Raw genomic sequence first — 21701 nt, forward strand, 5'->3', positions numbered from 1 at the left:
GAGGCTTTTTGATTCTAGGTAAGGGGGATTATTTCATTCTTTTGGCTTCGGCAGTAAACATATCCATCAACGAACCATTAGCACTTTCATCGTCAACTTTTTTAAGACTCATGTAAACATCATATCCGGTGATGTTAAAATAAGCTGTGAGCACATCTCCGCTTATGGATACCGAGCTCATGATCTTTTCATTCCCAGAAGCATCTTCCATAAAATAACCTTTGGTTACCCCATCCACAGTCTCAAACCTCATGGGAATGGTAGCTGTCCCTTGCGGGGTATCTTTGACAGTGACGGCCCATTTGCCTTCAAAATATTTCTCATCCAAAGTAGGTTGGGAAGCAAATGAAACCGAAATAAATAACGCTACAAGTAACGTAGAGAGAAGGAATTTTTGGACTTTCATTGAATTTTAGTTAAAGGTTTGTAAAATTTTATGAATCAAAAAATAATTACTAATTATTCCAAGAGTGTTTAAAAATTAAATTTTGCTTAAAATCAATTAAATAAACCCAGAGAGAAATCAACAAGCTGCTGACTTCCCTCTTAAGGCTATATAACCCTACTACCTTGCAAAAAGCGTTACATTTTTCATTGCCCAAGGCTGATCTCCATTTTCCAGAGATTCCAATTTAAGATAGCTGGCTTTTTGGGTAGGCTTCCAACTGAACGAATTGATACCGGGTTTTCCTTGCCCCTCTCCTAATTTGGTCCAGGATTTTCCATCTGAAGAAATCGAAACGGAATACTTTTTCGGAAAATTTTCTTTCCCAGAATCAAACTGGACTTCAGTCAGATTCTGGGCTTGTGGAAGTTTTACGCTAAACCAAGTCCCAACCGACTGACCTCCTTCTGATTTCCATCCTTTGAAAGTAAAGCCATAGCTTGGGTCTTTTGGATATCCTACGCCTATAGCGGCTGTGCTACTCGCAGAAACTTCCCAATTATCCTGAAAAGTTAAAGGCTTAGGTATTTCACCTACCAATTCATCGAAAGAATAGGTCGTCTTTTTGGCTTCAGTTTCTTTTCGGATTTGGGCAATGTATTCCGGATAAACAAAACTTCCTGAATTCCCGAAATCATTTCGGATATAAGAAATCACTGAGGCAATGTATTCATCGTCATTGGAATTCATTGCGATCATCACCCCTTCGTATTCTTTATTATCTATCCCTCCCGTCAGTCCATGCAATAGCACTTTGGCAGAATATTCGGGATGCCCCATTACCCGGGGAGAACCGGAGAAGGCCGGGGCAATCAAATGACCATTACCGGTAGGCGAACCGAGACCTTTTGGTCCATGACAAGTAGAACAATAGCTATCATAAATAGATTTTCCTTTGACAAACAAGGCTGTCTCTTTGGGAGAAAATTTGGTTTCAGCCGCTTTTTTGGCTTCTTCAATTTTTTCCAAAAGTTGAGCTCCAATAACCTGAATTCCCTTGGCAGCATTGCTTTTTAAGGCTTCTTGAATCAAAGTTTCTACTTGATCAATTTTTAAGACATAAGCACTTAGGAGTGCTTGGATCGCCACATCCGGGTTTTTATCTTTTGATGTAGTACGATAAAGTTCGGCTAGGCTTTTCTCACCATATTTATACAAAGTTTCACTGGCTCTTAAGCCCTGAATTCTGATTTTTGGATTAGAGTCAGACACAAAGCTTTTGACTAAATCTGGCTTCAATTCACTTAGGCCTTCCAAGGTCCATAAGGCATGTATCCTTGCCAATTCATTCTTGGAGGTTTTGGCCATTTTAGTCAGTTCACTGACCACGGATTTATCTTGGTTTAATATCAAAAGTTGCTGAGCCATATCTCTCCACCAACCATTGGGATGCTCCAAGTGCCTGATCAATTGAGCGGACGTTTCCTCATACATTCTGGGCTTTTCGGTATTTCTTGGCATTCCTTCATAACTCAACCTCCAAATCCGCCCATTTCCAATGATGTCGTCCATTTGATATTGCTGAATTTTTGTGCGGAGATAACTCCCCTCTTGAGTCCATTCACCTTCCTGGATAATTCCTCGATACATATCCACGATGTAAAGCGTACCATCTGGTGCGGTGGCCATATCTACTGGCCTAAACAAAGGGTCTGTGGATTGGATAAATTCGGCCTGTGAATCAATGTATTTATTTTGGAGGTAAGAAAGCCCTTCTGTTTTTTCGGTGACCACCCGTCTGACAATACGCCCAACAGGCTCCCCGTAAATGTAATCTCCTACCAAATCCTTGGGAAGTCGATCCCCACGGAAAACGTCATTTCCAGCTGCTCCTGTGACATTAGAAAGTGAACCATCTGGTTTTACTTCTTTCATACCAGGTTGAAAATCCTCCAGTTGAACCAAGCTATAGGGAACTCTAAAGCCTTCTTTCAAGCCACCTTCTACCCTGAAATTTCCATAGACAATAGGAAATTGGAATCCTTGAGGCACCCCTCCTGCCCCATCCTGAAACCAAATTTGTCCATAGCTATCCTGTGTTACACCCCACTGACCCCATGGATTTCCGCTCGGTTCCTGAATAATCCCAGTTGGTGTCCAACGAATCCGCTTGCTGTTATAGGTGCTATACATCCAGTTGTCCAATGTCCAAGTTAGAAAGCTGGTTTGATGTTCCACATTTCCGGAACGACCTAATCCCGAGACAAAAAGCTCTTTTTTGTCAGCTTTCCCATCCTTATTGGTATCTGTGTATCGATAGACATGATCTTCATTGGATTCCATGGAAAGGATAGAATTGGGACCAAAAGGAACCACAAATCGAGGAAAAACCAGACTGTCTAAGAAAACAGTCCCTGTCTCGTACACCCCATCATTATCCAAATCCTCCCATCTGGAAATTCTGGAAGTTGGCAAAAGTTCTCCATTAGCATCCAAATCCTGCATGTAGCTCCTCAATTCAAGAACATACATGCGGCCATTTCCATCAAACTGAATAGCTGCAGGTTCACGGATTTGTGGCTCGGAAAGCACAGGATCCATTCGATACCCTGGCTGCAAAACAAAGGATTTCTTTTGTTCATTGGCAGAGACAGGAATTACGGGAGGTTTTGGACTTAAATCAATTCCTTTCCAAGTTGGTGATTCTAAATCAATCCCCTCCGGAATAGAAATTTGGGGATAGGGTTGTTCAAGTCTTTTGGGGTCCATTGATTCTGCGGGAGAAACGTCGAAAGGTGATCTTTCAGGTGCAGAACATGCTACTATTCCTCCCAAAAGGGAAGCTGAAATGAGGAATCTGGAATTTAAAAAACGCATAGGTTATTTTGAGCAGAAGGTTAAGGGTGGGTTTTGATTCTTTTCGAATCATTTACAAAGCAAAGTAATCCAAAATTTCATTTTAACTCCCCCGACCAAAAAAGCATCAGGCCTTAAATCAAATTTCAAAAGTCTTTCCAAATGGGATTTAAAGGTTTCTCAAAACCTGCTCACTCGAAAAAAGCCTTATTTATCCACAAGGAGCCAGTTTTTTAATTGAAACCAGCTTTTTTATTGTCCTTTTGACTCAAATCATAACTTCGAAAAAAAATATTTTTTCAATCTATTTATTGTATTTTTTACTTGAATGAGCCATACCTTACAAAAAAAAATCATTCAACTTAATTAAAGCTCGTTTTGAACACCCGTATTTTATTATCAATTACCTTCCTTACTGTGATTTTCTGTACGGCCTGTACTCCACAAGAAACCAAAAGGAATGTTGTTGAGCACACTCCTGTAATCATGGCCTATTACGTGCCAGAAAAAGATTATAAGCCAGAAGAAATCCCTGTAGAAAAACTAACTCACATTATCTATTCCTTCACTCATGTAATCGATGGGGAAATGAAGTTTAGAAATCCTGAGGAAGCAGGACCAAAACTGCAGGCCTTGGTCAATCAAAAAGAGAGAAATCCTGATTTAAAAGTAATGATTGCATGCGGTGGTTGGGGAGCTGACGGTTTTTCTGATATGGCCTTGACTGCTGAAAGCCGAACCAAATTTATCCAAAGTGCTAAAGATTTTATTCAGGCTTATCGGTTGGACGGATTAGATATGGATTGGGAATATCCTGGTATTTCCGGTGCGGGCACAATGGCGAGAGAAGAAGACAAACAAAATTTCACAGCACTGATGAAGGGATTGAGAGAGATGCTGGACACTTTTGACTCGCCAAAAGTATTGACATTCGCTTCAGCGGGATGGAAACTCTACTACCATCATATTGAAATCAATGAGGTGATGAAATATGCTGACTTTACCAATGTGATGACCTACGACCAGGTTTCGGGAGTTTCCATTTACACTGGTCATCACACCCCTCTGGGAGATGTCAAGCGAGCTGATATTGATGGTACTCCCTTTCAATCCCATTTGGATAGTCTTTTCCAGGCAGGAGAAACTTTGGATCCAGATCCTCGCTCTGCTCAAAAAATTGTAGACTATTTGATTCATGAGGGTGTTAATCCTAGGCAGATTGTTATCGGAGGAGCGTTCTACGGTAGAGTATGGAAAGGGGTACCTCCTGTGAATAATGGCTTGTATCAATTGAGCCAAGGATTGCATATCGGTTGGATGGCCTATCATCAAATTCGTGATAAATACGAGCCAGACTCTAATTTTGTGAGATACTGGGATGAAAAAGCCAGGGCACCTTACCTGTATAATTCCCAAGATAGTTTGTTTGTTTCTTACGATGACACAGTTTCTGTTGCTGAAAAGACTCTATATGCCCTTGATAAAGGCCTAGGCGGGATTATGTTTTGGGAATTAGGAAATGACACCAAAGAAGAAGGAAGTCTCTTGGATGCCATTCATAAGGCTTCTGGGAAAAAGAAAGATTGATTCTACCCTTTTCAATGATAAAGCCCTCTGTGAAATCAGAGGGCTTTATTTGTTTGTAATTAGAAAGGCTTATAATCTATCCACACGAAGTGATTCTGCAAAAAAAAGACACTTAGATTTTCATCTAAGTGTCTATCGATCAAGAGCCCCTTGCCGGGATCGAACCAGCGACCTACTGATTACAAGTCAGTTGCTCTACCAGCTGAGCTAAAGAGGCTTGCCTTTAACGTGGTGCAAATATAGGCGGATGAGCTTTTGACTCCAAACTCAAACCCAGAGATTTTTCTATAAAAGAGCTATCTACCAGATTTTGAGAAGGAAAAATTAAAACTCCCGAAGAATCGAAAGCTTCTTTTTAAGCTTTTCTATCTCCTCTTCTGCCTTTTGAATTTTCACATCAAACTGATCCTTGAGCTTATCTGCAGTTTTGGAAGCTGCAAAAAACTCCAAGTTGTTCTTCCAAAGGGTGATGTTGTTTTCCAAGTCTGCAATTTGCTTCCGAATGCCGTGCTCCTTCTTATTCAAGGTTTTCACAGAATTTGGATCGCTTTGAATCTTGTTCAGATTCAATCGGAACAAGAAATCCTCCTTGTCTTCACCACTTGGATCCAACTTAGTGAGGTACTTTTCAATAGCGTCTTTTAATTGAGCCTGGATTTCTTTGATATTTTTTCTCGGTACAAAACCAACCTCATTGAATTCATTCACAAAATTTGTCAACTCCTCTTCGGTAAGGCTTTCACCTGAAGCAGCCTTGGCAATATTGGCAATGATCTCCTGTTTTTTCTTCAGGTTGGCATCGAATTCAGAATTAGCTTGTTTGTTGGAATTTCTTCTATTTTCGAAGAATGTATCGCATGCGTTTTTGAATTTCTTGTAAAGCGCATCACGGTACTTTTCTGGAGTTGGTCCCAGTTTTTTCCATTCTTGCTGCAAACCGATCAATTGATTTGCGGTGCTTTGCCAATCGGTATTCTCCATCAAAGCTTCAGCTTGCGCAATCAGCTCCTCAGCTTTTTTATGGTTGGTAGCTCTTACCTCATCCAGCTGCTTAAAGAACATGTTTTTGTTGTGGAAAAACTGCTTGAAAGCAGACCAGAAAGATCTATTAATCTCTTTTCCGGCTTCTCTTGGAACAGGTCCGATTTTTTCCCAAGCCTTCTGAATTTCAAGAATTTCCTTGGTCTTGGTATTCCAGTCTTTGATTCTGTCAGCAGTGAAATTCGCATATTCTGCTAACTGAGCTATCAAAGCTTCTTTTTGATCTTGATTTTCCTTGTAAACCTCTTTTTGACCTTCGAAAAAGACCTTTCTACGATCATAGATTGCATCAGATGCAGCCTTAAATCTTTGCCAAAGCTCTTCTTGCTCACTTCTTGGAACAGGTCCAATATGCTTGAATTCCTCATGAAGGTCATTCAATTGCTTGATAGCTTCCTTAAGATCTTTTATTTCTTTAAGCGCTTCTGCCTTTTCACAAAGCTCAAGCTTACTTTCCAAATTCTTTTTGCGATCAAGCTCTTTGAGCTCAAAGTAGATGCTTCGGTTATCGTAAAACCGGTCCATTAAAGCATTATAGCTAGCCCAAAGATTACGGTTTTGGGAAGATGGAACTGGCCCGATAGACTTCCATTCCTCCTGAATTGCCTTGATGGCATTCATAGAAAGGGTGGTCTCTTCACCATCCACCAATTCACGAAGCTTATTCAAAAGCTCGGTTTTAGTTTCAAGGTTCTTTTCCTTTTGTTTATCGGCTTCCTTGCGGAGGGTATAAATTTGGTGTCGGAAGTCGCCAAAAACTTTGTGAAACTCTCGTTCCTCATCGTGCAGACGGTATTCAAAATCATCTTCGGTACCACCTGACTCTTTGAATTTAGCGAGTGCGGCTTCTTTATCTTTATTTTCCAACTCTTCAAAAGCATCCTTGATTTCGTGGGCAAGCTTGTCGAGTTTAAGAATATTTCCGTGTTGGATTTTGTCCTTTAAAAGCTTTAAAAGCTGAACCTTGGAAAGGTTAGCCAAATCAGGAATCTCCTCCTCAGTCTCCTCCTCATCGTGGGATTCTTCTTCAGATTCAGAATTTCCTTCTGATTCACTGGTTACAGATGGTTGTTCAACTGATTTTTCACTAGGCTCTTGAATAGATTCCGCTTCTTCCTCGGCTTTGGCAGGTTTGGCATCATCTTCAGGCTGGCTCATAGCCTGTGGAGTTTCTTCTGACGAAGATTCCGGAGCCTTAGCTTCTTCAGGTTTTTCATTTACATTCTCGATACCTTCTGTCTCTTGAGAAGAGACTTGGGTCACCTTGTCATTTTCAGACAATTCGTTACTTTTCTCGGTCATAAAAACGCTACAATTTCAAGGCAATATGGGCAAAAGTAGGGATTTTGCCTAATTTAATCTTGGGTCAAGGGGATAATTTGCGATCACCTTAAATTCCCCTCCCATGTTTTTTAAAAGAACTTTCCACAATTCTTCAGGGGTATTTTGAAGGGTAGATTCATCGACTTCTTGCCTGCAAACGATCCAAGTTTTGGCTTCAAGTTCCTCATCGAGTTGTTGAGGTCCCCATCCACTATAGCCGATAAAAAAGATCACTTTATCAGGCAAAATTTGATGAAGTTTTAGTTTTTCAATCAGCAAATCAAAATCCCCTCCCCACCATAAATTCTTTCCTATGGCCACACTTCCGGGAAGCGGGTTTTCTTCGAAGTAGATAAAATGCAGGGTATTTTGCTCAACGGGCCCTCCTACAAAAACCTCATTTTCCAAAAAGGATAGATTTTCGACTAATTCTCCTAAATGAAGAATTGAAGGTTTGTTGAGAATAAAACCAAAACTTCCCTCCTCGTTGTGTTCACATAACAAAACGACAGACCTTATGAAGTTTTCATCTTGCAAAAAGGGCTCGGAGATTAGTAAATCTCCTGCTTTTGGATGCTTATCTGGCTCAGAATTCATCTGGGTTTGTCATTTATTTGAAGGAAAAATATAGCCCATAATTTTAAAAATGCAATGGGGGTTTTACTTTTAGATGAAATTTAAAATAAAAATCAATTTCCAATGAAGCTTTCTGAAATCCGTAAAGATTACACCCTTAAAACTTTGGATATCAAGGATGTAAAATCAAATCCAATACAGCAATTTAAGGTATGGTTTGAAGAAGCTGTTGACTCTGAAGTATTGGAGGTCAATGCAATGTGCCTATCTACCATTGGCAAAGATGGATTCCCTGCTGGCCGTATCGTACTACTCAAAGGGGTAGATCATGGATTCGTGTTTTTCACCAATTACTCCAGTGATAAAGGCCAAGAGATTGAGGAAAATCCAAAAGTGTCTTTGACTTTTTTCTGGGCTGAATTGGAAAGGCAGGTACGAGTGACCGGAACCTTGGAAAAAATAAGCTCCGAAGAATCAGATGAATATTATTTTTCAAGGCCTCTTGGTTCTCAGATCGGAGCCTGGTCTTCTCCCCAAAGTCAAAAAATCCCCAACCGGGAATTCCTCGAAAAAACAATTCAGGAGCTAGAAGTAAAATTTTCTAAAGAACCTATCACCAGACCCACTAATTGGGGAGGATATAGATTAGACCCCATTCGTTTTGAGTTTTGGCAAGGAAGGCCAAGTCGGCTTCACGACCGGATCGCATATGAAAAGAAGCCTGATGGATCTTGGGAAATATTCCGACTTGCCCCCTGATTTATTTCAAGTCAAAAAGATCATGAACCCCAATAAATCTTTCTACCGTAAATCCTTCTCCATACTTTGACATGATTCTATGTCCGAGTTCACGGGCTCTGGATTCGATAAAGGGAAGAAATTCAGGTGAGGAAATAAAGCTTGCAGGCTCCTGACTACTTGGGTCAAAAAACTGAGATTTAAAGGCCATTATGCTGGCAATTTTGGTATCCCAGTAATCCGATATATCGACAATGAAATCCGGCTCAATGTAGTTGTTTTGGATGTAATGATAGACAAACTTTGGCCTCCAAGCCTCTTGATTCACTCCATCCAAGTGAGTCTCTATTTTTCTCAATCCGCTCATAAAGCAGGCATTTGTGGCCAATGAACCACCTTTGCCGTGATCTGGATGTCGATCTGTGACTGCATTAGCCAACACAATTTCAGGCTGATACTTACGGATAATCTTGATTAACTCATGCTGATGAGTTTCATCATCTTTAAAGTAAATGTCTTTGAAAGCAAGGTTTTCTCGCGCACAAAGTCCAAGAATCTTTGCAGCTTCTGCAGACTCCTGCAGGCGAATCTCAGGAGTTCCCCGAGTTCCCATTTCCCCCTGAGTCAGATCTACAATACCGACTTTATAACCTTTAGCGACCTGGGCTGCAATTGTTCCAGAACAAGCCAATTCAGCATCATCCGGATGTGCAGCAATGACCAAAATATCCAGTTTCATTTGTTTTTATTTTACGCGTAGATTTTGACCTACTCGGAGAATTGTTCTGGTTGAAATTCCGTTCAATCTGGTGATTTGACTGATAGGTACACCATACCTTCTGGCAATGGATCCTAAAGTATCTCCTCTTTTTACTCGATGATAGGCCGCAGCTCTGGCTTTTGCCACATGAGAAAAAAGGTCTTTAGAAATCAGAATATCCTGCTGGGTCAATTCACCAGTTTCAAAATCGTAGACTTTTTCAGGATCAAAAGCTAATCCTTTGTACCGCATTTCATAATGTAAATGGGAACCAGTACTTCGTCCAGAACTTCCTCCTTTACCGATTATATCACCTGCCCTCACTTCATCGCCCACTTGGGCAATTTGTTTGGAAAGGTGTCCGTATAACGTTTCCAGACCGTTTTTATGCCTCACCACCACAAAATAGCCCCAACCATACCGATCGTAGGCTTTTACTCTCACAATTCCGTCAAAACCTGCATAAACAGGATCTCCAGTTTCCAAATCCAGATCGGTCCCATAATGCATCCTCCCCCATCTTGGTCCGAATTCCGATGTTTTTTTGGATTGATCTAGCGGGAATTTCCAATTCATGCCAAATCTGGGATCGTACAATCTCAATAAAAGACTGTCCTGAAAGTTTCTGATGTCAAAATTATAAATATCAACCTTCTTGCTATCCCAATTGGAATAATGTTCAAAAGCAGTTACCCAGATGGAATCAATTTGAACCTGCTCTGAGATTTTTATCAACTGATTGGTTGGTGACCATAAATAGCCCAAAGGATCTTCGCTGATGATGGATCGGATTCGGGACAGGTTTACATCACCTTGAAATAGAATAGAATCAGTTTGTGAAGTAAGGGTCCGTAAATATGAATCTTGGTCAAACTGCCGGAGTTCAATGTTTCTCCTTTCAGCAGGTACTTCTACTTGATTGGTATTTTTCTTTATAATCTTTGGAAAAACTTGAGCATTGGCTTCCAAGAAACCAATGCTCAAGATCAATCCAAATAAAATTTTCAGGTAATTACTTTTCATTAATCGGTTAGTGATTTTCTTGCTCTGCCATGAAGCGTTCCGCATCCAAAGCAGCCATACACCCCGTTCCTGCAGCGGTTACTGCCTGTCGGTATACATTATCCTGTGCATCTCCACAAGCAAATACTCCTTCCACATTGGTTTTGGTAGTTCCAGGTATAGTTTTGATATAACCGGATGAATCCATGTGGATGAAGTTTTTAAATATCTCAGTATTGGGTTGGTGACCAATAGCAACAAAGAAGCCAGAAATTGAAATCTCCCTTTTTTCCCCTGTAATATTGTTTATCAACCTAGCCCCTGTCACTTCTTGCTCACCTAAAATTTCTTCAGTCTCTGTGTTCCAAAGGATTTCGATTTTAGGATTATTCTTTACACGGTTTTGCATGATTTGAGATGCGCGCATTTCGTCTCTTCTCACAATCATGTAAACTTTGGAGCAAATATTTGCCAGGTAAGAAGCTTCCTCGCAGGCTGTATCTCCTGCACCTACAATGGCCACTTCCTGTCCTCTGAAAAAGAATCCATCACAAACAGCACAGGCAGAAACGCCCTTTCCATTTAATCGGGTTTCACTTTCCAGTCCCAGCCACTTGGCTGATGCTCCAGTGGAGATAATCACGGTATCGGCATGCAGTGTAATTTGATCATCTACAGTCACCACATGAGGTCTTTTAGAAAAATCAACGCCCGTTACCAATCCATATCTGATATCAGTCCCAAAGCGTTCTGCTTGTTTTCTAAAATCCTCCATCATTTCAGGTCCCATGACCCCATTTGGGTATCCTGGGTAATTTTCCACATCTGTCGTGATGGTCAATTGGCCTCCAGGCTGTCCACCGGTGTATAGAATAGGCTTCATTCCAGCACGAGCTGCGTAAATGGCTGCGGTATAACCTGCCGGGCCAGAACCTATAATCAGTACTTTGGCCTTTTCAATAGCTTGATTCATTAATAGCGAGTATTAAATCGGTTAAAATTTGTCATTTATGAATTGGTAACAAAACTCGGAAAAGTTAAAATTCCTAAAGGTGTGAATTGTTACTAATTTTCAGGAAGATAATTTCTGGTTTTGGGGGAATAAAAAAAGGGGCTTAACACCCCTTTTATTTTGTTATCCCAGGTAGGGTTTCAAAGTTTTGCTTCTTGAAGTATGTCGAAGTCTTCTGATGGCTTTCTCTTTGATTTGCCTTACTCTTTCACGGGTAAGGTTAAACTTTTCACCAATTTCCTCCAAAGTCATCGCATGCTCTCCATTGAGGCCAAAGTAAAGCGTGATTACATCAGCTTCTCTTTGGGTAAGGGTGGATAATGCACGCTGAACTTCTTTACGAAGAGAATCAGTCATCAATCCATCATCTGGCTTCTCATCTCCGTCATTTTCCAAAACGTCCAAAAGGCTATTTTCTTCACCTTGTACAAATGGAGCGTCCATTGAGACGTGACGACCGGAGATCTTCATAGTATCAACAACCTCTGAGGCAGTTACTTCCAGAACTTCCGCCAGTTCTTCAGGGGATGGTTCTCTTTCGAATTTCTGCTCCAATTCACTGAAGGTTTTGGAGATTTTGTTCAAAGAACCAACTCTGTTGAGTGGAAGTCTTACGATTCTGGATTGCTCGGCCAAAGCTTGGAGAATTGACTGTCTGATCCACCATACGGCGTAGGAAATGAATTTGAAACCTCTTGTCTCATCAAATCGCTGTGCGGCTTTGATCAGACCTAGGTTTCCTTCATTGATCAGGTCTCCAAGAGAAAGACCTTGGTTTTGATATTGTTTGGCTACAGAGACTACAAATCGAAGGTTTGCTTTGGTCAATTTTTCCAAGGCCAGCTGATCGCCTTCCCGGATTCTTTTTGCCAAAACTACCTCTTCATCAGCTGTCAACAGATCCACTTTACCAATTTCCTGAAGGTATTTATCCAGGGATTGAGATTCTCTGTTGGTAATCTGTTTGCTAATTTTTAGCTGCCTCATTCAGTCTTAATATTTTGAGAAATTGAAGTTTAGTTTTTTAAGATAAACAATTGTTTTCTTAAGCTTGTTCTTTTGGAGCAGGTTTTTCAGGCTTTGGAAGAAGAACTTTTCTGGAAAGCTTAAATTTTCCTGTCTTTTTATCGACATCAATAAGTTTTACCATAATTTCTTCACCTGGTTCCAATACTCCATCCATGCTTTCAAGTCTCTCCCACTTGATCTCGGATATATGTAGTAAACCATCCTTTCCTGGCATAAATTCCACAAATGCTCCAAAAGGTTGGATATTTTTCACTTTACCCGTGTAAGTCTCTCCGATTTCTGGCTGAGCGACAATTCCTTTAATTCTTTGAATTGCTGCATCCATGTTAGCCTGATTGGCAGAGAATACATTGATTTTCCCTTGATTATCTACTTCTTCAATAACAATGGTAGTAGAAGTGTCTTTCTGGATTTCCTGAATCACCTTACCACCTGGGCCTATCACTGCGCCGATAAGTTCCTTAGGAATCCACATCATGAATGATCGTGGAGTATGCGGCTTCAAATCTGGTCTTGGAGCAGCAAGCGTCTTAGTGATCTCGTTGAGGATATGAAGTCTTCCTTCTTTGGCTTGATACAAAGCTTCTTTCAAAACTGCATAATCTAAACCTTCTACTTTCAAGTCCATCTGGCAAGCGGTAATTCCCTTCGCAGTTCCGGTAACTTTGAAATCCATGTCGCCCAAGTGATCTTCATCGCCCAAGATGTCGGAGAGGATCGCATATTTGCCGGTCTTAGCATCAGAAATCATGCCCATCGCGATACCAGAAACTGGGGCTTTGATAGGAATACCTGCATCCATAAGCGCCAAAGCTCCTGCACAAACGGTTGCCATGGAAGAAGATCCATTGGATTCCAAAATATCAGACACCACTCGGATGGTATATGGGTTTTCATTTTCGGAAGGAAGAACCTTTTTCAAAGCTCTCATGGCCAAGTTACCATGCCCCACTTCTCTTCTACCTGGGCCTCTGTTTGGTTTTACTTCACCTGTAGAGAAACCCGGGAAGTTGTAATGAAGGAAAAACTTGTTGTAACCTTCGATTACTGCTCCATCCACCATCTGCTCATCCATTTTTGTACCAAGAGTACAAGTGGTAATGGACTGAGTTTCACCTCTGGTAAATACCGCAGAGCCGTGTGCTGAAGGCAAATAATCTACTACTGACCAAATAGGACGAACCTCGTCGAGCTTACGACCATCCAATCTTTTCTTTTCATTCAAAGTAAGATTTCGGGCAGCTTCTTTGTGAATTTTATGGAAATATGGGCCAATTAAGCTAGCCTCAAATCCATGCTCCTCTCCCAAACTTTCTACAAAAGCTTCCTTGATTTCTTTTACAAGTGTAGATCTTTCGTTTTTATTTGGGATCTGGCGGCTTACGACTTCATATAATTTGTCATAAAGCTCTGCTCTCATTTTGTCATAAAGGGCAGAATCAGACTTTTCGTGAGAATATTCTCTTTTTTGCTCTTTTCCAACCAGTTTAGTCAACTCGATTTGAGCCTGACAATGTCTCTTGATTTCATCATGAGCAAATTGCAATGCTTCCACCATCTCGTCTTCAGAGATTTCGTTGGCCTCACCTTCTACCATCAGGATGTAATCGATAGAACCTGCAACTATAAATTCCATGGAAGCAGATTCCAAAGCCTTTGGACTCGGATTGATGATAAGTTTACCATCGATCTTAGCTACTCGAACCTCAGAAATTGGTCCGTTGAAAGGGATATCTGAAACAGCCAAAGCAGATGAAGCTGCCAGTCCGGCAAGCGCATCTGGCAATACTTCCTCATCGGAAGACATTAGCGTGATGGCTACCTGAGTATCTGCATGGTAATCATCAGGAAAAATCGGACGGATCGCACGATCAACCAAACGGCTGATCAATACTTCATAATCGGAAAGCTTTCCTTCTCTTTTCAAAAATCCACCTGGGATCTTTCCTGAGGCGGCAAATTTTTCTTGGTAATCAACTGAAAGAGGTAAAAAGTCAACTCCTTCAAGGGCATCTTTTTTCGCAACAACAGTGGCCAAAAGCATGGTTTTTCCCATGCGAACAACAACTGAACCATCCGCCTGTTTGGCCAAAGCGCCGGTTTCAATGATAATTTCTCTACCATCCTCAAGTGTGATGGTTTTGGTGATTAAGTTTGGTAACATAAATGAGTGTTAGATTAAAGCGTCTAAGGTTTAAAAATTTACAAGAACCTTAAAAAAGAAAAAAGTAAGGTTCTCAATTTAAGAGAACCTTACTGAAAGGATTATTTTCTAATTCCGAGCTCAGCAATGATTGCTCTGTAGCGCTCGATGTCTTTCTTATGGAGGTAATCCAGCAAGCTTCTTCTTTTACCTACCAGCTTCATCAAACCTAGTCTTGAAGAGTGATCTTTCTTGTTAGACTTTAGGTGCTCAGTCAAATGCTGGATTCTGTGAGTAAAGAGGGCAATCTGAGATTCAGGAGATCCTGTATCAGTAGCAGATTTTAACCGTCCATGATTCTTAAACAACTCTTGTTTTTTCTCTGATGTCAAATACATGTTTAGCTAAATTAAATAAAACAGTCACAAAGGTAGAGCTAAATTTCAATTATAAAAAGGAAGTATTGAATTTCATCTCTGAATTCCCTTCTTAAACTTCCTCAAATATTCCAAATAGAAATCAGCTTCAAAGAGTCTCGCATCCTTCCTGGCCTGTCTCAAAAAGAACAATCCAAATGGTATCAGACACAAAATGGAAAAGAATGTGCCAAACAGAGAGTCGGCCAACCCTTCTTTGGCCCATTTTTCTCCGGTAATGGTCAGCATGTAATACAAGATGAAGAATGTGATCGAAATCAGCACTGGCAATCCCAACCCCCCTTTTTTGATAATGGATCCCAACGGAGCTCCAATCAAAAACATCACAAAACAAGCTACTGCTTGAGTGTATTTTTGGTACCAGGCGATTTCGTACCTTCTATATTCCCGCTCGTGCCCATCGACTTGACTGGCTTTGATATTAAAGGTGTTTTTTAGATTTCTGGAATTATTCAACGCCATAGATATGGCATTGGTCATATACCCACGCTGATACATAAGGGAATCAATGGCATTTTGTTCACTTTCCGTTAATCGACGGTCAGGATCAATCGTCTTCTTTTTTACTTCCCCTACGCCTGCAGTATCTACTGAATAAGATTCCGATTCCTTTGGCTTTATTACTGATACTCCTTTGCGAAGCAATTTTTTTTGAATTATCGAATCTGCAAACTGAGAGTTGGTGCTGACAGTTATTTTCGTCTCGGGACGGAGATTAGCTTTTATCTTACTGGAATCAACTCTCAAGGAGTCTCGATTATCTATGCTTCTGGCAAGGGAATCGTTCAGCTCTCGCTCCAAAAGGATTTTTTGCTTTCTCAGTGTATCATCCTTTGCCTTTCGCTCACTGATTTTATCCGGAGGAGTCAATTTTCTGTTTTTTGTAAAAAAAGGATAGATGCTTTCAGCTGTTTGGTAATTCTGAAATTTCAAGTCATTTACCAATGAGTAAATGGAATCTAAGCCGTCTTTAATTTCTGCGATGTTTTTTATCGCCCGGTTTGTGGACCATAAATCCTCCGGCGTTCGGCTCAACTGAAATGCAGCAAGATCAAAAATGATAATGTTTTCGGAAAATTTAGTTCTTGAGAATTCAACAGGAGGTTCTGCAATCCCTCTTGTAGTCCGGGCCTCCTTATAATTCTGACCATTATACAAGGTCAGTTTCATATAGGAATCATTGAGAAAAGTCTCCATTCTCCCGGAATCAGCCAAAGTCACATTTAAATTCCCCTGCCCTTCCGAATGATTGTAAATGATGATGTCTCTCAGTCGTACATCGTCTATTTTTTGGTTTATTTTGATGCTGTAATTTGGAATGCCCCTGTAAAAAACCCCCTCTTTGATATCCAAAGCCGGGGATTTGGTTCGGATATCATACAAAAGACTGAATGTTTTGAGATTGACCTTGGGTACAAGGTAATTATTGGATAGGTAAGCAAAGACGGTTAAGACAGCCGCGAATATTCCAATAGGAAGAAGAGCCCTGGTAAGTGATATTCCGCTGCTCCTGATTGCCGTCAATTCAAAATGTTCCCCCAAATTCCCAAATGTCATCAAGCTGGAAAGAAGGACTGCCAAAGGCAAAGCCATCGGAGAAATACTTACCACAAAATACCCGATCAACTCGGCGTAAATTGCAAAGCTCAATCCTTTGCCAAAAATCTCATCGAAGTATTTCAGCATGTTGACTATTAAAAGAATAAAGTCAACTACCAGAAATGTAAGAATAAAGGGGCCAATGAAGGACCCCAATATAAGCTTGTCTAATTTCTTCATTAAGGGAGTTTCTCCCGGAAATCTACGGGAATACTATTTTCAGGTTCAAAGTTGGCGATTTACAACCAATTTATCCACCGATAATTTCCTTGAGACGATGTACCAGTCCATCCCAGATTGCCTCAAGCTCCTCTTCTTCGTAGTCATTGGAATAATCAATCACTTTTAGAAATAAGGATTGGGTCAATTCATTCTCCTCCAGTTTAAATTCTATATAAGAATGATTGGAATCATCAGGATTGGCAGGGTCGAAAAAATCGAATTTTACATGGGCATTAGACCTTAGGGAGGCCAATCGGGCATAGTGATCTTCATTATCGAAGTTGAAAATATAATTCTTGTCCTCATCTATTCGGACATTGTCGGCAAACCATTCCTCCAAACCACTTGCAGTGCTTAAATAATGAAAAACTATTTTCTTGGAAGCATTTATTTGATAATCAGCTACAAACTTGTTTCTAACCATGACAGGATAAATTGAAGGTGATTTTTTCACACTTTTTCTTAAAACTCAACTTGCATTTCAAAGTACAAGACCTCATATTTGCATTCCCTTTCGAAAAGGGGTCAACAGGAAAGATTCAAACGGAATCCTATCCTTTTCTTCGAGATCGATGGTGGTTTAATATAGCCAATAATTTCAAAAGTCAAGGACTAAAATATTTTAAAAGAAAAATTCTGGCGAGGTAGCTCAGTTGGTTAGAGCGCAGGATTCATAACCCTGAGGTCACGGGTTCAACTCCCGTCCTCGCTACAAAGGCTTCTGGAAACGGAAGCCTTTTTTATTTTAATCATCTCACAACCATTCCTAATCCAAGAAAAAGCTCACTACTAGACTTTGGCCTTTGACAGTAATTTGGGTGGAGTTTTTTGAAGATAAATCTTTAACGCTACAGCGTGAAAAGGAATTGAAAACCGGAGTCGGAAGACAATGGATTAAAAATGAAGTCCTACCATTTTACCTCAAGAAAGCGTAGGATTAATATCCGCCGTGGCGGACACGGGTTCAACTCCTCCCGAATCCTTTCGGGACTACAAAGGCTTCTGGAAACGGAAGTCTTTTTTATTTTTGTATTAACATTTTTATACGATGAATGAATTTGTTGTGTATGTGCTTTTCTCTTTTTCCTCTGGACGATCTTACACTGGAATGACTTCAGACTTAATTTCCAGATTTAATTTCCACAATTCTAAATCCACCAAAGGGTTCACTATTAGGTTTCGGCCTTGGACAGTAATTTGGGTGGAGTTTTTTGAGGATAAATCTTTAGCGCTACAGCGTGAAAAAGAATTGAAAACCGGAGTCGGAAGACAATGGATTAAAAATGAAGTCCTACCATTTTACCTCAAGAAAGAGTAGGATTAATATCCGCCGTGGCGGACACGGGTTCAACTCCTCCCGAATCCTTTCGGGACTACAAAGGCTTCTGGAAACGGAAGCCTTTTTTATTTTAATCATCTCACAACCATTCCTAATCCAAGAAAAAGCTCACTACTAGACTTCGGCCTAGGACAGTAATTTGGGTGGAGTTTTTTGAAGATAAATCTTTAACGCTACAGCGTGAAAAGGAATTGAAAACCGGAGTCGGAAGACAATGGATTAAAAATGAAGTCCTACCATTTTACCTCAAGAAAGCGCAGGATTAATATCCGCCGTGGCGGACACGGGTTCAACTCCTCCCGAATCCTTTCCGGACTACTAAGGCTTCTGGAAACGGAAGTCTTTTTTATTTTATCTACCCAATAGATTAATGGAATTCATTTAGAGCTGATATATTTTTCCTTACTAATGATTCCATATTATCCATTCTTTTTCTTTGCCTGCTTTTCAGGCTTGTGACCTTAATTCTCCTTAAAACAATAAACTTCAGGCAAAAATCTTGTGTTTTTATTCTGGAATCACGTACCTATAGATGGAGTTTGTCTTCTTTGAAATGGGCAACTCTATTAAATCAACCAAATCACTTATGAAAAGGACTCTGCTTATCGGTTCTGGAATTTTTGCATTTCTCTTAATTCTAATCACCCTTCTCCCATTTCTGTTCAAAGATAAGATCATTGCCAGATTGGATCGAGAGATTTCCAATTCAGTCAATGCCAACGTTATCTATGATCTAAATAAAATCAGCATCAGTCTTTGGCGAAGCTTCCCCAATGTCTCTGTTACTATTGAAGACTTTGGTATTGTGGGTAATCCTCCATTTCAACAAGACACCTTATTGAACCTGAAAGAACTTGGAATTGACTTTAACCTTATGTCGGTCTTATTTCAGGAGAATCCCTCCTTGACTGGAATTGAGCTAAATGGCGGGGATTTTTTCATCAAAGTTTTAGAAGATGGTACCGCAAACTATGATATTTTTTATCCAGAAGAAGAAAAACCGGAACAGGAAGAGGAAGAAATTCTTACGATTTCGGTGAACAAAATTTCATTGAAAGATGTGAACCTGATTTATGAAGATCGTTCACTGGCCTATTTGATGGTCTTGACAAATGTTCAAGGGCAAGGTAAAGGTGAGTTCACCACGGAAAAATTTGAGTTGCCGGTAGATTTGACGGCAAAAATAGCCGAGATAAACTATGAAGGGATTAGCTATATCTCTAACAAAGATTTTGAAGGTAAAACCCTTTTAGACATTGATTTGCCTAAAATGAAGTTTGGGCTAACTGAAGGCGATTTCAGATTGAACGACTTTGGTTTTGGCTTATCGGGATTTATAGCCATGCCTGAAGAAGATATTGAATTCGATTTGGCTTTTCAGAGTAAAGACCACGACTTCAAAAGCATCCTTTCTCTTGTCCCAGGGATGTACTCAGATTCCTTTTCCAAGCTTGAAACCTCCGGCCAAATGGATATGAAAGGATTTGTAAAAGGTATTTACAGTGATACTGAATTTCCGGCATTTGAACTTGCCTTAAACATCTCCGGAGGGATGTTTAAATATCCAGACCTACCAAGGCCTGTCAAAAATGTCAATATGGACCTTGTAGTGAAAAATGAAACCGCACTACTGGAAAACACCTCTGTATCAATTCCAAAATTCAATCTTGACTTTGGTTCAAACCCTATCTCCGGTAGGTTCCTATTGGCAAACCTAATCAATTATCCCATTGACGCAGGTTTGAAAGGGAAGCTAAACCTTGACGAATTGACCTCTATTTTTCCAATAGATGGAATGGATTTAAAAGGAATTTTGGACATCAATGCGACAGCAAAAGGGCGATATGATTCCTTGAAAAAGGAATTTCCGGCCATGGATATCCTGCTTGAACTCCGGGATGGATACGCAAAAAACCAAGAATATCCTGCCCCTATTGAAAAGATTTACGCAAAAGCATCTATCAAAAATCAGAAAGGAACCATGCAAGATTTTTTGGTTGATATCCCTCAATTCGGCTTCAATTTGGAAGGTGAAGCGATTCAAGGAAAAATTAATCTCAGAGATTTGGACAAATTGGTTTGGGACGGGGAAATCAAGGGTGCAGTGGATCTCAAAAAAGTCATGGCGATTTTCCCGATGGAAGGCCTGACTTTGGAAGGTAAAATCAAAACAGACTTGAGTACCAAAGGATCCTACGCGGCGGTTGAATCCAAAAAGTATGATCAATTGACCAATCAGGGGACTTTGGAGCTAAGCGGCTTCAAATACCTATCAGAAGAAGTTCCTCAAGGAGTCCAAATCGAAAAAGCTAAAGCGGAATTTTCTCCGGAAAGAATTACCCTATCAGAATTCGATGCCATACTCGGGCAAAGTCCATTGCAAGCTACAGGGACACTTTCTAATTACATGGACTATTTCCTCAACCAAAACGGGATTCTGAAAGGGCAGCTCTCGCTAAGCAGTACAAAATTCAATGTGAATGAATGGATGACGGAATCTTCTAATTCTTCTACCTCCGCAAGTTTAACCGTCATTGAACTTCCAAAGAACATTGATTTTACCATGGCTGTAAATGCCAATGAAGTTCTTTACGATAATTTAAACCTAAAGGAGGTAAAAGGTCAATTGGTTCTCAGAGAAGGAGTTCTGAGTTTTTCTGATGCTTCCATGAAAACCCTAGGCGGAACAATCGGTCTAAATGGAAATTACGATCCTAGGGATTTGGTGGCCCCCAAGTTCAATTTTAACCTCCAGGTGATTGATTTGAGTATTGCGGAGGCATTCAGCAAATTCAATACAATCAAGGCCTTCGCTCCAATTGCCGAAAACCTAACTGGAAAATTCAATACCAATCTTCGTTTTTCTGGAAACCTTGGTCAAGATATGATGCCAATCCTTTCGACGATGAATGCTATTGGTTTGCTTCAAGTGGCTCAAACAGCTCTTAAGGACAGTAAAATCTTGCAAGGGATCACCACGCTGACCAAGCTACAGGATACCAATTCGATCGAATTAAAAAACCTTGCCATTCCGGTTACTATTGAAAATGGGGTTATGGATGTGAAGCCATTCAATCTGAAACTTTGGGATTACCAAACTCAAATTCAGGGTTCTGCGGGGTTTGACGGATCCATGAATTACCTGATTCAATTGGAGGTTCCTGCCAGGAAATTCGGAGCTCAGGCCACCTCTCTTTTGTCCAAAATAACAGACAATACGGTAGACCAAAACACTCCAATTCCTCTTGCATTTAACCTTTCAGGTACGTACAAGAGCCCAAAAGTTAGTCTGGCGGGAGGAAACAGCATCGAAACAATCCTTGCTGATGCTTTAAAATCCAGAGTGCAGGGAGAAACAAAAGCCCTTCAGGATGAAGCAAAAGAACGATTTGCAGCAGCTCAGGACAGTTTGAAACAGGAGTTAAAAGCTAAAGCAACTGTCGTTCAGGACAGCCTCAAAAAGGAAGTTGTAAAGCAAAGTAATGTAGTCAAAGAGAAAGCTGCTGGAGAGGCTAAAAAGCTACTCAAAGGGATACTGCCCAAAGCTCCGGCAAAACCTGATACGACTATCATCAAGGATAATAACTGAGCAGGGTAAATAAAAAAAGCCTTCCCGATCGGGAAGGCTTTCCGCAAAATAAGGTGTGCCTAC

Annotated in this window: 16 protein-coding genes and 2 tRNA genes; 5 read left to right on the forward strand and 13 right to left on the reverse strand. The window is 40.4% G+C overall.

The features are described from left to right. Positions 1-28: 28 nt before the first annotated feature. Together G458_RS0109490 and G458_RS0109495 are read right to left on the reverse strand one after the other, a co-directional pair. On the reverse strand, positions 29-406 hold the full coding sequence (locus tag G458_RS0109490) for a hypothetical protein (protein ID WP_026951699.1): 378 nt from the start codon (positions 404-406) through the stop codon (positions 29-31). Positions 407-565: 159 nt separating this feature from the next. Next, positions 566-3262, reverse strand: a complete 2697-nt coding sequence (locus G458_RS0109495; protein ID WP_026951700.1) for a DUF7133 domain-containing protein — start codon at positions 3260-3262, stop codon at positions 566-568. Positions 3263-3619: 357 nt separating this feature from the next. On the opposite strand from G458_RS0109495, the gene G458_RS0109500 reads away from it, so the two are divergent. Beyond that, complete coding sequence (locus G458_RS0109500) at positions 3620-4828, forward strand: glycoside hydrolase family 18 protein (RefSeq protein ID WP_026951701.1); 1209 nt, start codon at positions 3620-3622, stop codon at positions 4826-4828. Between the two features lie 144 nt (positions 4829-4972). On the opposite strand, the gene G458_RS0109505 is transcribed toward G458_RS0109500, so the two are convergent. From G458_RS0109505 to G458_RS0109515, 3 genes are all read right to left on the reverse strand, one after another. Then, positions 4973-5045 (reverse strand) — tRNA-Thr (locus G458_RS0109505). Between the two features lie 107 nt (positions 5046-5152). Beyond that, complete coding sequence (locus G458_RS0109510; protein ID WP_026951702.1) at positions 5153-7171, reverse strand: DUF349 domain-containing protein; 2019 nt, start codon at positions 7169-7171, stop codon at positions 5153-5155. Between the two features lie 48 nt (positions 7172-7219). After that, the gene (locus tag G458_RS0109515) at positions 7220-7789 is read right to left on the reverse strand and encodes a YqgE/AlgH family protein (protein WP_026951703.1); all 570 of its coding nucleotides are present in this window, start codon (positions 7787-7789) and stop codon (positions 7220-7222) included. A gap of 102 nt (positions 7790-7891) precedes the next feature. Here G458_RS0109515 and pdxH point away from each other — a divergent pair, with 102 nt between their 5' ends. Then, entirely contained in the window at positions 7892-8527 is a 636-nt protein-coding gene (gene pdxH, locus G458_RS0109520) for a pyridoxamine 5'-phosphate oxidase (RefSeq protein WP_026951704.1), read from the forward strand. A 1-nt stretch (position 8528) separates the two neighbouring features. Here the strand turns inward: pdxH and bshB1 are convergent, their stop codons facing one another. The 8 genes from bshB1 to G458_RS0109560 all read right to left on the reverse strand — a co-directional run bounded on the left by bshB1 (position 8529) and on the right by G458_RS0109560 (position 17134). Further along, entirely contained in the window at positions 8529-9245 is a 717-nt protein-coding gene (bshB1, locus tag G458_RS0109525) for a bacillithiol biosynthesis deacetylase BshB1 (RefSeq protein ID WP_026951705.1), read from the reverse strand. A 6-nt stretch (positions 9246-9251) separates the two neighbouring features. Continuing rightward, entirely contained in the window at positions 9252-10289 is a 1038-nt protein-coding gene (locus tag G458_RS0109530) for a M23 family metallopeptidase (RefSeq protein ID WP_026951706.1), read from the reverse strand. A gap of 7 nt (positions 10290-10296) precedes the next feature. Beyond that, the gene (gene trxB / locus G458_RS0109535) at positions 10297-11241 is read right to left on the reverse strand and encodes a thioredoxin-disulfide reductase (protein ID WP_026951707.1); all 945 of its coding nucleotides are present in this window, start codon (positions 11239-11241) and stop codon (positions 10297-10299) included. Between the two features lie 162 nt (positions 11242-11403). Continuing rightward, positions 11404-12267, reverse strand: a complete 864-nt coding sequence (locus G458_RS0109540; protein ID WP_026951708.1) for a sigma-70 family RNA polymerase sigma factor — start codon at positions 12265-12267, stop codon at positions 11404-11406. Between the two features lie 58 nt (positions 12268-12325). Beyond that, on the reverse strand, positions 12326-14473 hold the full coding sequence (pnp, locus tag G458_RS0109545; RefSeq protein ID WP_026951709.1) for a polyribonucleotide nucleotidyltransferase: 2148 nt from the start codon (positions 14471-14473) through the stop codon (positions 12326-12328). 101 nt (positions 14474-14574) lie between these two features. Then, positions 14575-14850, reverse strand: a complete 276-nt coding sequence (rpsO, locus tag G458_RS0109550; protein ID WP_026951710.1) for a 30S ribosomal protein S15 — start codon at positions 14848-14850, stop codon at positions 14575-14577. A gap of 72 nt (positions 14851-14922) precedes the next feature. Continuing rightward, positions 14923-16668: an LptF/LptG family permease gene (locus tag G458_RS0109555; protein WP_026951711.1), complete on the reverse strand. Its 1746-nt coding sequence runs from the start codon at positions 16666-16668 to the stop codon at positions 14923-14925. A 70-nt stretch (positions 16669-16738) separates the two neighbouring features. Continuing rightward, positions 16739-17134, reverse strand: a complete 396-nt coding sequence (locus tag G458_RS0109560) for an START-like domain-containing protein (RefSeq protein ID WP_026951712.1) — start codon at positions 17132-17134, stop codon at positions 16739-16741. Positions 17135-17348: 214 nt separating this feature from the next. Here G458_RS0109560 and G458_RS0109570 point away from each other — a divergent pair. The 3 genes from G458_RS0109570 (at position 17349) to G458_RS0109585 (ending at position 21638) form a co-directional block, all read left to right on the forward strand. After that, positions 17349-17422 (forward strand) — tRNA-Met (locus G458_RS0109570). A gap of 336 nt (positions 17423-17758) precedes the next feature. After that, positions 17759-18028, forward strand: a complete 270-nt coding sequence (locus tag G458_RS0109580; RefSeq protein WP_026951714.1) for a GIY-YIG nuclease family protein — start codon at positions 17759-17761, stop codon at positions 18026-18028. A gap of 607 nt (positions 18029-18635) precedes the next feature. After that, complete coding sequence (locus tag G458_RS0109585; protein WP_026951715.1) at positions 18636-21638, forward strand: AsmA-like C-terminal region-containing protein; 3003 nt, start codon at positions 18636-18638, stop codon at positions 21636-21638. Positions 21639-21701: the final 63 nt, after the last annotated feature.

Source organism: Algoriphagus mannitolivorans DSM 15301 (assembly GCF_000429425.1).
GTDB lineage: Bacteria > Bacteroidota > Bacteroidia > Cytophagales > Cyclobacteriaceae > Algoriphagus > Algoriphagus mannitolivorans.